The sequence below is a fragment of the Pseudoduganella buxea genome (assembly GCF_009720835.1).
Lineage (GTDB): Bacteria > Pseudomonadota > Gammaproteobacteria > Burkholderiales > Burkholderiaceae_D > Rugamonas > Rugamonas buxea.
The window spans coordinates 39,375-55,050 of sequence record NZ_WNKZ01000005.1 but is presented as its reverse complement, the minus strand read 5'-3'; the positions used below and the strand labels follow the sequence as shown (position 1 = coordinate 55,050).

10 protein-coding genes are annotated in these 15,676 nt (G+C 63.5%); 7 read left to right on the top strand and 3 right to left on the bottom strand.

The features are described from left to right. Positions 1-56: 56 nt before the first annotated feature. From GM672_RS03245 to GM672_RS28870, 3 genes are all read right to left on the bottom strand, one after another. On the bottom strand, positions 57-3,089 hold the full coding sequence (locus tag GM672_RS03245) for a heparinase II/III domain-containing protein (protein WP_155469087.1): 3,033 nt from the start codon (positions 3,087-3,089) through the stop codon (positions 57-59). Positions 3,090-3,429: 340 nt separating this feature from the next. After that, complete coding sequence (locus GM672_RS29105) at positions 3,430-4,512, bottom strand: hybrid sensor histidine kinase/response regulator (RefSeq protein WP_229417535.1); 1,083 nt, start codon at positions 4,510-4,512, stop codon at positions 3,430-3,432. Beyond that, the gene (locus tag GM672_RS28870; protein ID WP_188916023.1) at positions 4,395-5,342 is read right to left on the bottom strand and encodes a PAS domain-containing protein; all 948 of its coding nucleotides are present in this window, start codon (positions 5,340-5,342) and stop codon (positions 4,395-4,397) included. The genes GM672_RS29105 and GM672_RS28870 overlap by 118 nt, the downstream gene beginning before the upstream one ends. Positions 5,343-5,577: 235 nt before the next feature. On the opposite strand from GM672_RS28870, the gene GM672_RS03230 reads away from it, so the two are divergent. The 7 genes from GM672_RS03230 (at position 5,578) to GM672_RS03200 (ending at position 15,673) form a co-directional block, all read left to right on the top strand. Continuing rightward, positions 5,578-6,102: a GNAT family N-acetyltransferase gene (locus tag GM672_RS03230; protein ID WP_155469084.1), complete on the top strand. Its 525-nt coding sequence runs from the start codon at positions 5,578-5,580 to the stop codon at positions 6,100-6,102. 152 nt (positions 6,103-6,254) lie between these two features. Continuing rightward, positions 6,255-7,406, top strand: a complete 1,152-nt coding sequence (locus GM672_RS03225) for an alpha-hydroxy acid oxidase (RefSeq protein ID WP_155469083.1) — start codon at positions 6,255-6,257, stop codon at positions 7,404-7,406. A gap of 4 nt (positions 7,407-7,410) precedes the next feature. Continuing rightward, the gene (locus tag GM672_RS03220) at positions 7,411-9,318 is read left to right on the top strand and encodes a rhamnogalacturonan lyase (protein WP_170299906.1); all 1,908 of its coding nucleotides are present in this window, start codon (positions 7,411-7,413) and stop codon (positions 9,316-9,318) included. A gap of 63 nt (positions 9,319-9,381) precedes the next feature. Beyond that, complete coding sequence (locus GM672_RS03215; protein WP_155469082.1) at positions 9,382-10,686, top strand: rhamnogalacturonan acetylesterase; 1,305 nt, start codon at positions 9,382-9,384, stop codon at positions 10,684-10,686. Then, entirely contained in the window at positions 10,683-11,654 is a 972-nt protein-coding gene (locus GM672_RS03210; protein ID WP_155469081.1) for a glycoside hydrolase family 43 protein, read from the top strand. The genes GM672_RS03215 and GM672_RS03210 overlap by 4 nt, the downstream gene beginning before the upstream one ends. A gap of 60 nt (positions 11,655-11,714) precedes the next feature. Beyond that, on the top strand, positions 11,715-14,021 hold the full coding sequence (locus GM672_RS03205) for an outer membrane beta-barrel family protein (RefSeq protein WP_155469080.1): 2,307 nt from the start codon (positions 11,715-11,717) through the stop codon (positions 14,019-14,021). Between the two features lie 224 nt (positions 14,022-14,245). After that, positions 14,246-15,673 carry a glycoside hydrolase family 88/105 protein gene (locus GM672_RS03200; protein ID WP_229427743.1) on the top strand — a complete coding sequence of 476 codons (1,428 nt, stop codon included), beginning with the start codon at positions 14,246-14,248 and terminating at the stop codon, positions 15,671-15,673. The last annotated feature ends 3 nt before the right edge of the window (positions 15,674-15,676 follow it).

Below are 15,676 nucleotides of genomic sequence, written 5' to 3'. Positions count from 1 at the left end.
GGAGCGACGTGGGGCGCTTGCATCTGCTGCGCTCGCTTTCGCTCCACTTCCAAGGTTCACATGCCCGCTCGCACGATTTGCGTCCCCTGGCACATCTCGGATGCAAAGTTATTGCTCAGCAACAGGACCCCGTTATCGGAAGATCTGAACGTGCCCGGATTGCCCGGCATGAGTACACACTGTTCGCCAACCTTGCTTAGGCTATAGCCGTAGTCCTTGAGCAATCCGACGAAGATTCGTCTTCCACTAAACTCTGTAGCTTCCCAGCGAAACTGCGTACTGGCCGCTTTACCGCCGTTGAATAGAATTTGCAGACTCGTACCGATCTGCACACCGCGCGTGTCTGGACCTTTCAGCACCTTCGAAACAGTATCGGCGCCAGGGATATCAGCGACTCCCCTACTCGCCCCGTCATTATTAGAAACATTGAGAACATTCAGGAAATACTGAGCTGCCGACGGAAGACTGCGCGCGCTAATTTCTAAACGCCATGCACCGATATCTGCCGCAGTCGGAGACATATCTGATTTCGATGTGCTCGGCGGATAGTTCCACAACTCGGAGCCAATCGTGCTGGGGGCGAGAAATCGGCAATCTGGCCCGTCGATTGTTTTGCTGGTCGTGGACGGAGCGTATTGCTTGCAAATTTGACCGGTGTTTTTACCGCCGGACAATTTTACAATCGATTCCTCTGGCAACACTTGCTGTACCGTCACCATACCTTCACCGTTTCTAACGGTAAAGTTTTTGGCACCTCGCTCGAACGTAAAGCGGCTGCCGGATTCTGGCAAGGTATTTTTGTCACCCTCAGGCTTGCCGACCATGTGTAGCAAGGACGTAGCGAGAACATTTGTGGTGGTTGCGGCTGCTCTGACTGCATCAAAAATAACGATTACCGGGGGACTTGTGTAACGGCGTAGATAAACGATACTACGGACAAATCCACCAGTCGATTCAATGTTCCTTGAATAAGCCTTGCTCGCATCACCGGCAACATAGAAGAAATCGTCACCATAATCCATCGCGGTAATACCGTGCAGCGCATTCGCCCCTCCAAGCTCGATCTCTGGCAAGGTCGGGTATTTTTGGCGTTCGCCATACCACTGACCGCCATCATCACTCAATTCCTCACCAAATCGCGAAGGCTGGCCGAGTACCACGACCGTATTGTGGGCTATCGACCGCTGATAGTAGTTATTCCAATGATCTGATCCATAACTATCATATTGACCGGAATCGACCAATAAAGGAGCCTTGTAATGCAGCGAAAAGCTGTTCTGATCCAAATGCTGGTGGTTCTCGCTGATGAATGCAGTCGACTTGAAGTCCAGAAGCGTGGTTTGATCGTCCCACCGATCTCTCATGAACGCCATGCCGGACGGTTTAAACGCAATGACACCCGGCGGAGTTCCAGTATTCGTCTGGAGGTCGCGGGCGCTTGGGAAATATAAAGTGTCCCACAGGAGCTGGCCGCTCCCATAACCACGCTTTCGGTATACTTGATTCAAAAGAAAATTTCCGGCTTGATCAGCGACTTTAGCCGCCTCAGGGTCTTCATCTGTGACAGCTGTCGCGGCAGCTAACACCATGTACCCGACGTTGGCGCCCTTTACGTCGAAAGTGCCCTGTGTATCGCCTCTTGCCGGGAACGTTCCATCTCCGCGCAGGCCATAGATGTAGGGCAATGCGACTTTAGATTCGTACTTGGTCGTTGCGATAGCTGGCGTGTATGCCCGACGCCACATCAACATACGCTCGATAAGCTCGCCAGCAATGGCGCCATATGCGAACAAGGTGTGGTGCCCCCCGTCGGCGGAGATGTATTCTCTCGCTGCATTGATGCCGTTGGTCTGTTGTTCGTATATACGCCGCAATAATGGCATCACGTCCGGCTTCTGACCTCCACCGTCTTCGCTGATCGCCAATAAACCGAGGGCGACGCTTGCCTGCGCACTCGCTTCATGGCCGCTGATATACTTTCTCTCCAGGGAAGGCGTTGTATGACAGTCTAGTTCGTCCTCAGAGCTTTTGAGGTTACCACTACCGCAGATCATCTCAATAAGGTCGTCGTCTTTTTCTCCACCAGCTGGTAGTTCAGGCACATCCTTCTTTATTGTCTCAACTATTTTTCCTCGAATGGAAGCTTTGACATTCTCAGTAAAAGCAATATTTTGCTTGTCATCACGACCGTCAATCCAATCATAAAGAACACCCAGGGCCCCAACCCTCGCACTCATTGCAAACTCGAGTCCATCCGCCAACCCAACGCTCATTATGAGGTTCGCGAACTTTAATGCCGCGTCAGCATAAGTCGACGATCGGGTCAACTGAAAAGCCAGCGCCAAATTTTTGGCTGTCGTGAGAGTAATTGTGCGGCTATTTGTTGCCACCTTGCAAACTTCGTCCCGAGCGCTTTCTTGCAAACTACAAGTATTTATCCTATCGACGGTAAGATTTGCCGCCGACAGGAAATTCCGCCTCGCTACCCCCAGCTCGTAATCGAACTTGTCCCGACGCCATTCCGTACCATCGGAATTGTTAATGACTGTCAGGCCAGTAACGACCGTGTTGCTACGTGTGTAGCCCGCATTGTAGAGCTGGGTACCTGGTGTGAAGGGACAAGCTGTATTCCAGCTGAGCGACTTATCGTTCACGCTGACCGAACTACCGGTGTAAGTGACCTTGACGGGTTTGGGCGTGTCTTGGTCAAGGGTGATGCTAGTAACCGCGCTGTTGCACTGCTTGCCTTTCACGACAATCTGCAATGTCACCTTTACAGGATTTTCACTATCGGTCTGGTCGAGCTGCTTGATGTTTATTACGTTGTCTGCCCCCAGATGCGGACCAAAAATCGTTCCGTCCGTAGGATCGCCATCAACTTTTCGTGCAGCGGATACATTAAACGTGATTGTGCCGCTTGGCGGTAAAGTCACATTGAACCGATCCGTCAGCAATTTCAAGTCCGCAGGAGTTGCATACAGCCTCGGTCGCGTCTGCGTGACTGAATGAACTGTGTCGTCTTGCGCCATGACGTCCGACAATGTTCCAAACGCAAGCAGCGCTGCGACGACACGCGTATCGATGACCATCTTAAACTCCTTGTTTTAAAAGTACTATGATAACTTCTTTGGGAGAAGCATACTGCTTATTTGTAGCGGTGCTTTCGCCTCACGGGATATCAAGTTCTTTCGATTGCATCAAATTGCATCTTATGTCGGGGTCAGGAATGCACGAATTCGCTTACATTTAGCGGACTCGCTCACCCTTACATGATGGACATAACTGGCCGCACAAGCCGATGGATGATGACGTCGAGGTGGGCGAACGACCTGCCCGTCCGCCGGTGCCACCGGCAGGGTGCCCACAGTTCATGCGCTGCCTGACGATGCCTGCGCAATCCGGCAGAGAACAACTATTCCGGCAAACCCGTCACGTCGGCCGACTCTGCAGACCGGCCCCCTCGACTGCCGCCGACAACGCATCCAGATCGACAGGCTTGACAAAATAATGGTCGAAGCCGGCCACGGCCGCCTGGTCCCGGTCCCGTGTCATGCCGAACCCGCTCAGTGCGATGAGCATGGGCGACGGTATCGTCATCTGTCGAATGTCCACGGCGAGCTCGTTACCGTTGCCATCAGGCAGGCCGATATCGAGAATGCACACGTCGAAGGGCGCAGAGCTGACGGCCTCGCGCGCGGTGCTTGCCGTGGTGGCCAGCGTGACCCGGTGTCCTGCCGTGCCGAGGAAGAATTGCAGCATTTCTGCTGCGTCCTGATTGTCGTCAACCACCAGGACGGACAGGCTGGCGCTCGCCACCGGCAGGTCGACCGGACGCAGGACACTGCGCCGCTCGGTCAAGAATTCGTCCTGCGCCAGGGCCGGCATGCACAGCCGGAAGCGGCTGCCCTGGCCGAGACCGCCGCTTTCACACGTCACGCTGCCTCCGTGCAGATGAGCGAGGCTGCGCACCAATGCCAGGCCGATGCCTAACCCGCCCAGAGTCCGGTCCGATGTCGTATGCACCTGTTCGAACAAATCAAAGACAAATTTCTGCACGGCCGGTTCGATGCCGATACCGTTGTCGCTGACTTCAAGGCAGATCACGCTGTCGGTAACGGACATCCGGACATTCACCGTTCCACCCGGCGGCGTGTACTTGGCCGCATTGTTGAGAAGGTTGGCCACCACCTGGATCAGGCGTTTTTCGTCGCCCCGGACGTATGCCCTGGTGGGCGCCAGCGTGATCCCCAAGGTATGCCGACGGCTTTCGAGCAGGGGGCGAACCTGCTCGATGGCGTGCGCGACCACGACCTTCATGTCGAGCGATGCCATCTCCAGGGTAATCTGGCCGCGCGACACACGCGACACGTCCAGCAGGTCATCGACCAGCGCCGTCATGTGCTTGACCTGCCGGATGATGACCTGGCTGGCCTTCTTTGCCGACTCGGGGCCGAGCTTGCCCAGCGACAGCAGCTCGGCGGCGGCGCTGACCGGCGCCAGGGGGTTGCGCAATTCGTGTGCAAGCATTGCCAGGAACTCGTCCTTGCGGCGGTCCGCGTCGCGCAAGGCTTTTCCATGCCCTGCCTCTCGCCCACGTCGTGGAACACGATGACCATGCCACCGGCTTCCCCGTCCTTGCCCGCAATTTCGGACTGGCGCGCTTCAATGACATGCCGCGTACCGTCGCGTGCCCGGAGAATCCGCGTCGTGCGGGGCGGCTTGCCGCTCATTTCCGCTTGCGCCAACCTGGTTTCTTCGGCACTGTAGTCGCCCGGGCTGACGATATCGAACACACGGTCAACCGGCAAACCCTTGGCCTCTTCCTGTGACCAGCCCGTGAAACGCTGGGCCTGGCGGTTGACGTACTCGACCAGTCCGGCACCGTTGACGGATACAACCCCGTCCGCGATCGAGCCGAGCGTCAATTCGGCACGCTCCTTTTCCGCCGCCAGGGTCTCCTGCAGCTGCTTCAGGTTGGTCAGGTCGCGCGTGAGCTTGCAGAATCCTTCCAGCTCGCCGTTGTCGTCGCGGATTGCGATGACCTCGACCAGTGCCCAGAACAGGGAGCCATCCTTGCGTTGTCGCCATGCGGACTCCTGGAAGGTCCCATGTGCGGCTGCATCGTCGAGATTGTGCCGGGGATGATTGCGCTGCTGATCCTCTTGCGTGTACAGCATGCTGAAATTGCGGCCGACCGCCTCATGCTTCAGGTACCCCTTCATGGCTTCGGCTGCGGGATTCCAGGTCTGGATAGCGCCATCGCGGTCCAGCAGGAAAATCGCATAGTCCGACACCTTCTCGACCATGCGTGAAAAACTGTGCCCTTCAAACGAATCGGCCATCGCTCCCTCGAACTTGTCAGCGGTCAATTGCCAACGGCTACCCTGGCATTGTTCGCCAACTATATGTCGAACCCGCATTGCCTGGCGAACGGTAGCGCCGGCTCGCCGCGCCTGGGCTCCCGTCGCAGCGAGCGCCCCTTCCCGCCCGGTCAGGTTGTCCAACCTCGACCTTTACGCGCCCGATCGAGCGTCTGCGACAATCCCGCTCATTCAAAGCTACATCGAAGGAAACCGGATGCACATCGAGCGGGTGGAATCCATCGGGCGGGAGGCGTTGGCGTTGGCCGACTTCTCCTTTGTCATCGAGCTGGAAGCTGTCGGCCCATTCGACGGCCCGGGCCTGCCGGGCGTGGTCGCGGTGACAGCGCGGACCAAGGCCTACGGTGTCGACGAATCGTTGTCCGAACCGGATGCCGATTCAAGCCGCTTGCTGCTCGCGGCGAGGGATGGCGACCGTCTCGCGGGCTACCTGCTGGCCACGCCGGCATGGAATGGCTGCGCAAGCATCGACGACATTGCCGTCTCGCGCCCTTACCGCGGCGCGGGCATCGGCAGGCGCCTGATGGATGAAGCGGTGGCGTGGGCGAAGAGCCGGGACCTTCGGGCCATACGGCTCGAAACGCAGTCGTCCAACGTGCCGGCCTGCCGCTTCTATGTCCGTTACGGCTTCGTGCTGGGCGGCTCCGACCGCTATCTGTACAGCCAGCTCGGCGAGGATGTCAGCGGTGACGTGGCACTGTACTGGTACCTGTTCCTGTAAGCGCCGTACGCCGGCGGCGCCACGCCGCTGCCCCACCGGCAGGCCCCTGCGCCGCTCATGATCGTGATTGTATGGCCCCTGCCGTTGACACTGCCATGGCGACTGCCGATACTCGGATGCCATCCAGACAGCACAACAACAGGCAGGAGACCATGGCAGTCATCACCGAGATCGAAGACCTGCGCCGCCAGGCGAAGAAGCGCGTGGCGAAGGCCATCTTCGGCTATGTCGATTCGGGTTCGTACACGGAGCGCACGATGCGGGCCAACCGCAGCGACCTCGATGCGATCCATTTGCGCCAGCGCGTGGCCGTCAACGTCGCCGACCGCAGCACGGCCACGACGATGGCTGGCGAGACGGCGCGCATGCCGCTGGCGCTGGCGCCGGTCGGGCTGACGGGCCTGAACTACGGCGACGGCGAAATCCTGGCCGCGCAGGCCGCCGAGGAATTCGGCGTGCCGTTCACGTTGACGACGATGAGCATCTGCTCGATCGAGGACGTGGCCGCCGCCACCAAGAAGCCGTTCTGGTTCCAGCTGTACGTGATGCGCGATCGCGGCTTCGCGGCCGACCTGATCGCCCGCGCCAAGGCGGCCCGTTGTTCGGCGCTGGTGCTGACCCTGGACCTGCAGATCCTCGGCCAGCGCCATGCGGACCTGCGCAACGGCCTGACCGTGCCGCCCCGCCCCACCTGGTCGAACCTGGCCGACATGCTGCGCAAGCCGTCGTGGTGCGCCAGCGTCCTGCTGGGCAAGCGCAAGACCTTCGGCAACCTCGATGGCCACGTCAAGGGCGCGCAAGGCCTGTCCACATTGATGGCCTGGGTCGGCCAGCAGTTCGACCCGACATTGTCATGGGACGACGTGGCGTGGATCCGCGACCAGTGGGACGGCAAGCTGATACTGAAAGGGATTCTCGATGCGGACGACGCGCGCCTGGCCGCCAGGACCGGCGCCGACGCCATCGTCGTCAGCAACCACGGCGGCCGTCAGCTCGACGGCGCCATCAGTTCCATCCGCGCCCTGCCCCAGGTCATCGATGCGGTCGGTGACGACCGCGTCGAGATCTGGATGGACGGCGGTATTCGCAGTGGCCAGGACATCCTGAAGGCGTGCGCGATGGGCGCGCGCGGCGTGATGGCGGGCCGCAGCTATATCTACGGCCTGGGGGCGATGGGCAAACCCGGCGTCGCGCTGGCGCTGGACATCATGCGCAAGGAACTGGATGTGTCGATGGCCCTGTCCGGCCTGCGCGACATCCAGGCTGCCGACCGCTCCCACATCGTACTTCCCAAGGATTGGTGAGAACATGACCAGACCCCCCGCTCCACGCCCTGCCCGCCTTGCCCTGCCGCCCCTTGCCGTCTCACTTGCCGTCTCACTTGCTGTTTCACTTGCCGCTTCACTCGCGTCCTCGTTTGCATTCGGCCAGCCGGCGCTGGCCGCACCGCTGCAAAAGCAGGTCGAGAAACTCGATCGTGGCGTCGTCGCCATTGCCGCCGGCAGCGGCGTGTTCGTCGGCTGGCGCGTGCTCGGCACCGATGCGGCGGACACGCGCTTCAACGTCTACCGCGACGGCGTCAAGCTGAACGCGGCGCCGCTGGAGGCCAGCAACTTCATCGACGCGGGCGGCACCACGGCATCGCAATACCTGGTGCGCACGGTCGAACAGGGCAAGGAAAAGGACAAGGCCTTCACCGGCACGCCGTGGAGCGAAACGGTGCTGCGCGTACCGGTGCAGGCGCCGGCCGGCGGCACCACGCCCGATGGCGTGGCCTATACCTACGAGATCAATGACGGCTCGGCCGCCGATCTCGATGGCGACGGCAAGTATGAGCTGGTCGTCAAATGGCAACCCACCAACGGCAAGGACAATTCCCAGTCCGGCTACACGGGCAACACCTACCTGGACGCCTATGAACTGTCCGGCAAGCGCCTGTGGCGCATCGACCTGGGGCGCAATATCCGCGCCGGTGCCCATTACACCACCTTCCTGGCCTACGACTTCGACGGCAATGGCCGTGCCGAAGTGATGGCGAAGACGGCCGACGGCACCGTCGACGGGCGCGGCACCGTCATCGGCGACGCGGCGGCGGACTACCGCAACAGTGCCGGCTATGTGCTGGACGGCCCGGAATTCCTGACCGTATTCGACGGCCGCACGGGCAAGGCACTGGCCACTACCAACTACCTGCCGGCCCGTGGCGTCGTGTCCTCCTGGGGCGACGGCTACGGCAACCGCGTCGACCGCTTCCTCGGCGGCGTGGCCTACCTGGACGGCAGCCGCCCCAGCGCTGTCTTCTCGCGCGGCTACTACACGCGAGCCGTGGTGGCAGCGTGGGACTGGCGCGACGGCGTCTTGAGCAGCCGCTGGGTGTTCGACACGAACGTGGAAGGCGAGCAGGCGCGCGGCCAGGGCGCCCACTGGTTCTCCGTGGCCGATGTCGACAGCGACGGGCGCGACGACATCGTCTACGGCGCCGCCACCATCGGCAGCGACGGCCACCTGCTGTACAGCACCAACCTGTGCCACGGCGACGCCCTCCACGTCGGCAAGCTCGATCCGTCGCGGGATGGCCAGCAGATCTACATGGTGCACGAGAGCCCGGCCTGCTACGGCACGGCGGGATCGGGCATGCACGATGCCGCCACCGGCAAGCTGCTGTGGAGCGTGCCGGGCAACGGCCGCGACGTCGGCCGCGGCGTCTGCATGGATATCGATCCGGCCTGGCCCGGCGAGGAATGCTGGGCCTCGGCCGGCGGCCTGATGAGCGCCGCCGGCCAGCAGATCTCCGCCACGCGCCCGAACCGGATCAACTTCGCCGCATGGTGGGACGGCGACCTGCTGCGCGAGTCGCTCGACGGCACGGGCGTGGACAAATGGGACCCGGCCACGTCGACGTTCAACCGCATCCTCGAGGCGGCCACGTGGGGCGGCGCATCCAATAACGGCACCAAGGCCACGCCCGTGCTGTCGGCCGACCTGCTGGGCGACTGGCGCGAGGAAGTCGTGCTGCGCACGGCCGACAACACGGCGCTGCTGGTCTTCAGCACGACGGCGCCGACGCCATACCGCATTCCCACCCTGATGCACGACCCGCAGTACCGCGTACAGGTGGCAGGCCAGAACGCCGGCTACAACCAGCCGCCCCACCCCAGCTTCCACCTGGGCGAAGGCATGAAGCCGGTGGTGCAGGCGCCGATCCGGCCCCGCTGACAGTATAGTTGCTTCAAAAATGGGGACAGACCCCATTTTTGAAGCAACAACTACCGACACCCCATGACCCGACTCCTTTCCGCCGCGCTGACGTTGATCACCTTCTGCTCCCTCGCCGGCGCGGCCGAGGCGTGGCGCTTCGACTTCCACGGCGCCACGCCAGGCTACACCGCAGTACGGCCGGACATGGCCTACAGCGGCGCCCGCGGTTTCGGTTTCGAGCCCGGCACCCCGGCGCCGGCGGATGCCGCGCGGGACAGCCATCACTCCCCCGACATGGGCGCGAAACCTTTTTTCTTCTCCGTCGATGTCCCCGAAGGCAACCATGAAGTCGTCGTGACGATGGGCGACGCGCGCCGCGCCACGCGCACCACGGTCAAGGCCGAGCTGCGCCGGCTGATGCTGGAGAACGTTCCGGCCGCCCCCGGCGAGACCGTCACGCGCACCTTCGTCGTCAACACGCGCACGCCGCGCATCGCCGCCGTCGATGGCGTCGCCGCCGGTGCGGTGGACCTGAAGGCGCCGCGCGAGACGGTGCAGGAAGCGTGGAACTGGGACCGGCGCTTGACGCTCGAAGTGCACGGCGCCGTGCGCACCATCGAGATCCGGCCGGCACGGGTGCCGACCCTGTTCCTGCTGGGCGACTCCACCGTCTGCGACCAGCCGAACGAGCCGTATGCCAGCTGGGGCCAGATGCTGCCCCGCTTCTTCAAGCCAGCCATCGCCGTGGCCAACCACGGCGAATCGGGCGAAACCTACCGCGACTCGCTGGCCCGGCGCCGGCTCGACAAGATCCTGTCCGTCCTGCGACCGGGCGACACGGTGCTGATGCAGTTCGGGCACAACGACCAGAAGCAGGTCAAACAGGGCCTGGGCGGCCCGTTCACCACCTACCAGGCCGAGATCGGCACGCACGTCGCGGCGATCCGCGCCCGTGGCGGCGTGGCCGTGCTGGTCTCGCCGATGGAGCGGCGCGCCTTTGGCGCGGACGGCAAGGTGACAGGTTCGCTGGCCGACTATGCCCGCGCCGCGCGCGAAGCGGCGCAGGCCCTGCAAGCGCCGTTCATCGACCTGAATGCGATGAGCAAGCCGCTGTATGAAGCGCTTGGGCCGGAAGGTTCGAAAGCGGCGTTCGCGCAGCCGGCGCCTGGCCGGATCGACAATACCCATCACAACAATTACGGCAGCTACCAGCTGGCCAAGGCCGTCGTCGCCGGCATGCGCACTGCCGGACTGGCCGCAGCCGCCCACGCCATCGACGGCTTCGCCTACGAGCCAGGCCGCCCCGATCCGGTCGCCGCCTTCGCCGTGCCGCCCAGCCCGAACCATACCAACGAGCGCCCGCTGGGCGACGAGGCCAATCGATGAGCCAGTCCTTGCTGGTCTCAAACCTGCTGCTGGCCGCAACCCTGCTGCTGGGCGCGCTGGCGCCCTGCCGCGCCGCCGATGCGTGGCTGTTCGCCTACTTCACGAATAACGGCGAGGATGGCCTGCACCTGGCCGCCAGCGTCGATGGCTACCGGTGGGAAAAGCTGGGCCAGGGCCGCAGCTACCTGGCGCCGCAGGTGGGCAAGGCCAGGCTGATGCGCGATCCGTGCATCGTGCGGGGCCCGGACGGCACCTATCACATGGTGTGGACCACCGGCTGGAACGAGAACAATATCGGCTACGCCTCCTCGCGCGACCTGGTGCACTGGTCGCCTCAGCGGGAACTGCCCGTCATGGCGCACGAGCCGGGTGTGCTGAACGCGTGGGCGCCGGAAATCGTGTACGACGAGGCGCGCGGTGAATTCCTCGTCTTCTGGGCGTCCACGGTGCCGGGCAAGTTCACGCAGACGGCGGGTTCTTCGGAAGAAAAATACAACCACCGCATGTACTACACGACGACGAAGGACTTCAAGGCCTTCGCGCCGACGCGGCTGTTCTACGACCCGGGTTTCTCCGTCATCGACGCCACCTTCGTGCGCGCCCACGGAAGAAGCTGGCTGCTGGTGAAGGACGAAACGCGCCACCCGCCCCGCAAGTACCTGCAGCTGGCCGAGGCGCCGGACCTGCGCGGCCCGTTCGGTGCATTGAGCCCACCGATCACGGCGCCGGGACTGTGGGTGGAAGGCCCCACTGCGATCCAGGCGGGCCAGGACGTCATCGTCTACTACGACGCCTACACGGCTAAGCGCTACGGCGCGCTGCGTTCGCGCGACATGCGGACGTGGGAAGACGTGTCGGACCGCATGCACTTCCCGGACGAAGGCACGCCGCTGCGTATGCGCCACGGCACCGTGATCGCCGTGCCGCCCGCCCTGCTGGACCAGCTGCGTGCCGCGCCTTCCTCCTAAACATTGCGTTACACATGCGCCGATGGCAGGCCCGGAGCCGCACGGTACAATCGGCGCACCATGACTACCACGCACAACACCCGATACCGCCGCCGCGCGGCCCTGGCATTGCTGGCGCCAGCGCTGATCTGGCAAGGCGCCGCCCAGGCGCAGCAGACCGATTCCACCACGCCGGCCCGCACCGCTCCCGCCCCAGCGCCAGCCACCACGCCGGCTCCCGTCACCACCGTCAAGCCGGACGAAGCGCCGCTGGCCGGCTCCGTCACGGTGGCCGGCGAGCGGCCCACCAATCGCATCGACCGGCAGGCCTATGACGTCAAGGCCGATGCTTCCAGCAGCAACAGCTCGGCGGCCGATGCGCTGAACAACGTGCCTTCCGTCGCCGTCGACCCCGATGGTGCCGTGACCCTGCGCGGCAGCAGCAATGTGCAGATCCTCGTGGACGGCAAGCCGTCGGCCATGATGCAGGGCGAGAACCGGGGCGCGGCGCTGCAGTCGATTCCGGCCGACGACATCGAGACGGTGGAAGTGATCAACAACCCCGGCGCGCAGTTCGGCAACGAAGGCGGCGGCGGCCCGATCCTGAACCTGGTGATGCGCCGCTCGCGCAAACCCGGCGGCTTCGGCACCGTGAACGCCAACGCCGGCACGGCGGGCCGCTACAACAGCTCCGCCTTCGGCACGTACAACGAAGGCCGCTGGGGCTTCCAGGGCGGCGTCAACGTGCGCCACGACGGCCGCAATTCCACCGCCGACACCGTGCGCGACCGCATCTCGCCGACGGGGGAGCGCAGCCACAGCACCCAGCAATCGCGTTCCGAGGGCCTGAACGACATGGGTGGCCTGAACGGCACCGTCACGTACAACCTGGGCGAGAACGACACGCTGGCGGCCAGCGTCAGCTACCACCGCCGCAGCAACGACCAGCGCGGCACGGACCGTTATCGCACGGAAGACGAAGCCGGCCTGCCGACCGAGGATTACGTGCGCGACACACGGCGCGAAGGCAGCAGCATCAATACCGGCTGGGGCGCGCGCTGGGACCACAAGGGCACGCTGCCGGGTGAAACGCTGAAGACGGACCTGCGCGTGTCCTCGTCCACCAACGAGTCGACCAACAACTTCGCCAACGTCTACAGCATGGGCAGCGGGCGCGACCCGCTGAGCCGCCAGGACAACGGCAGCGGCAGCCGCATCGTCGACCTGACGGGCGACTACGAACGCCCGGACAGCCACGGCGTGCTGAAGGTGGGCTACAAGGTGGCCCGCAACAGCAGCACCAGCGACACGCTGTACACCAATATCGACCCGTTCTCGTTCGGCGAGAGCGTCAATCCCGCGCGCAGCAACAGCTACCGGCTGCGCGAGATGGTGGTGGCCGGCTACGGCTCCTACCAGCTGCGCCTGAACGAACGGTGGGGCGTGCTGGGCGGCCTGCGGGTCGAGCACACGGACCTGGACATTGCCCAGCTGACCAGCGGCGTCGAGGCGGGCAACAGCTACACCAACGTCATCCCCAGCGCCTTCGCCACTTATAAGGTGTCAGACGACACCAATCTGCGCTTCTCGTATTCGCACCGCATCCGCCGGCCGAATGCGGGCGACCTGAATCCCTACGTGATCTACCGCGACGAATTCAACGTCTCGTCGGGCAATCCGAAGCTGAAGCCGACGCAGACCGACTCCATCGAAGTCGGCTACGAAACCCGCTTCGGCAAGGTGGAGACCAACCTGCGCGGGTACTTCCGCAAGGAGCGCGACGCCATCCTGGAACGCAAGTACTTCATCAGCGATACGGTGCTGCTGACCACCCGCGACAACCTGGGCACGAACCGCGCGGGCGGCCTGGAATTCACCGTGTCGGGCAAGGTGCTGCCGACCCTGACGGTCAACGCCAACGGCAACCTGGCACGCACGGAACAGACCCAGGTCGATACGGACGGCGGGCAAACCCGGCGCACGGCGTCGTCGCTGAGCGGGCAGTTCCGCGTGAACTGGCAGGCCACGCCGACCGACACGATCCAGGCGGCCGTGCAGGCGCAGGGCAAGCAGCTGACGGGCCAGGGCTACCGCGAGCCGAATGCGACCTTGAACCTGACGTACCGGCGCGCGCTGACGCCGGCGCTGGCCCTGGTGTTGAACGTGACGGATGTTTTTGACCGCAACAAGATCGAGACCATCACGGAGACGGACCTGCTGAACGAACGCAGCATCCGCCGTGCCCAGGGCCGCATCGCCTACCTGGGCCTGAGCTACCGCTTCGGCGGCACGCAGGGCCAGAAGGGTGACGAGGGTCAGGGCTTCCGGCCACGCGGCCCGGGCGGCCCCGGCGGTCCCGGCCCCGGCGGCTTCAACGGACCGATGTAACGCGTTCTCGCAAGCGAGTCATCGAAGGGCAGCGCAGGCTGCCCTTTTTGCTGGCCGCGGTTGGCCGCGGCTGGCCACTTCAAGCGCCGCCTTCAATCAACAATACGAGCAATCCATGATTGGCGCCCGGGCCGCATTGCGGCCCGCTGCGAGTTCCGTTACTGTAGTTCCAGACGTTTGCGAACACGCGCGGTGCCCAGCCAACCATGGAGATGATTGTTCAAGTGAAGAAGACCCCGTTCAGATTGAAGACCGCGCCGCTGCTGGCCGGTGTCCTGGTGGCGTGCATGCTGCCTTTGTCCACGATGGCGCAGGAAGCCCCGCCGCCGCAGGAGAAAGGCCCGGCGGCCAAGGACGCCATGCTGCACGCGCTGGAAGTGACTTACCAAAATCCCTACCGCGCGATGGACGCGGCCCAGGTCAAGGCCGTGCTGGACCGGGTGTTCGGCTACCTCGATGCCACCACCCCGGCCGAAATCATCAGCAAGAGCAGCGGCGCGCCGATCGCGCGGCTGGACAAGGCCGATCCGGACGCCGTGCTGAAACCGGGCGACTTCCGCCTGACCAGCTACGAATGGGGCGTGACCTATGCGGGCATGCTGGCCGCCGGCGCCGCCACGGGCGACCGCCGTTACACCGACTACACCATCAAGCGCCACCAGCTGCTGGCCGACCTGACACGCCTGTACTACCCCGGCGTGAAGGCCGATCCCGCCAACGCCCAGGCGCCAATCAAGAGCTTCCTCAATCCCCATGCTCTGGACGATGCCGGTGCGCTGTGCATGAGCTTCCTGAAGGCGAAAAACGCCGGCTCGACAGTGGACTACGGCCAGATGGTCGACATCTGCGGCAGCTTCGTGACGGAAAAGGAATACCGCCTGAAGGACGGCACCCTGGCCCGCGGTGGCCCGGACGGCAAGGGCGGCAACAAGATGCGCCCCCTGCAGGACACCCTGTGGCTGGACGACCTGTTCATGGGCGTGCCCACCATTGCCCTGCTGGGCAAGGACAAGGGCCAGGCCAGGTATTACGACGACGCCGTGCGCCAGGTACTGCAGTTCTCGAAGCGGATGTTCAATCCCGCGCTGGGCATCTACATGCACGGCTATGTCGAAGGCATGCGCGACCATCCGGAACTGCACTGGGCCCGCGCCAACGGCTGGGCCATCATGGCGATGGTGGAAGTGCTGGAAGTACTGCCGAAGAACCACAAGGGCTACAAGGCGGTGGAAGACCAGCTGCGCGCCCATGCGCGGGGCCTGGCCAGATTCCAGGACAAGGACGGCCTGTGGCACCAGCTGATCGACCGCAACGACTCCTACCTGGAAACGTCGGCCAGCGCCATCTACACCTACGCCATCGCCCGCGCCGTCAATCGCGGCTACCTGGACAAGGAAATGTACGGCCCCATGGCCAACCTGGCGTGGAACGCCGTGGCCGGCAAGGTCAATCCGAAGGGCGAGATCGAAGGCATCTGCGTGGGTACCGGCATGGCCTTCGACCCGGCCTTCTACTATTACCGCCCCGTCAGCGTGCGCGCCGCGCACGGTTACGGTCCCGTGCTGCTGGCCGGTGCCGAAATCATCGAGATGAACCGCAGGTTCAAGTTCGGCCTGAACGACAGCGGCTTCATGTACCAGGGCCAGCGCTGAGGG

Coding starts and splice junctions, on each gene's coding strand:
- GM672_RS03245 (WP_155469087.1), bottom strand. CDS start 3,089: ATGGTCATCGATACGCGTGTCGTCGCAGCGCTGCTTGCGTTTGGAACA.
- GM672_RS03220 (WP_170299906.1), top strand. CDS start 7,411: ATGACCAGACCCCCCGCTCCACGCCCTGCCCGCCTTGCCCTGCCGCCC.
- GM672_RS03205 (WP_155469080.1), top strand. CDS start 11,715: ATGACTACCACGCACAACACCCGATACCGCCGCCGCGCGGCCCTGGCA.
- GM672_RS28870 (WP_188916023.1), bottom strand. CDS start 5,342: ATGGCCGATTCGTTTGAAGGGCACAGTTTTTCACGCATGGTCGAGAAG.
- GM672_RS03210 (WP_155469081.1), top strand. CDS start 10,683: ATGAGCCAGTCCTTGCTGGTCTCAAACCTGCTGCTGGCCGCAACCCTG.
- GM672_RS03230 (WP_155469084.1), top strand. CDS start 5,578: ATGCACATCGAGCGGGTGGAATCCATCGGGCGGGAGGCGTTGGCGTTG.
- GM672_RS03225 (WP_155469083.1), top strand. CDS start 6,255: ATGGCAGTCATCACCGAGATCGAAGACCTGCGCCGCCAGGCGAAGAAG.
- GM672_RS03215 (WP_155469082.1), top strand. CDS start 9,382: ATGACCCGACTCCTTTCCGCCGCGCTGACGTTGATCACCTTCTGCTCC.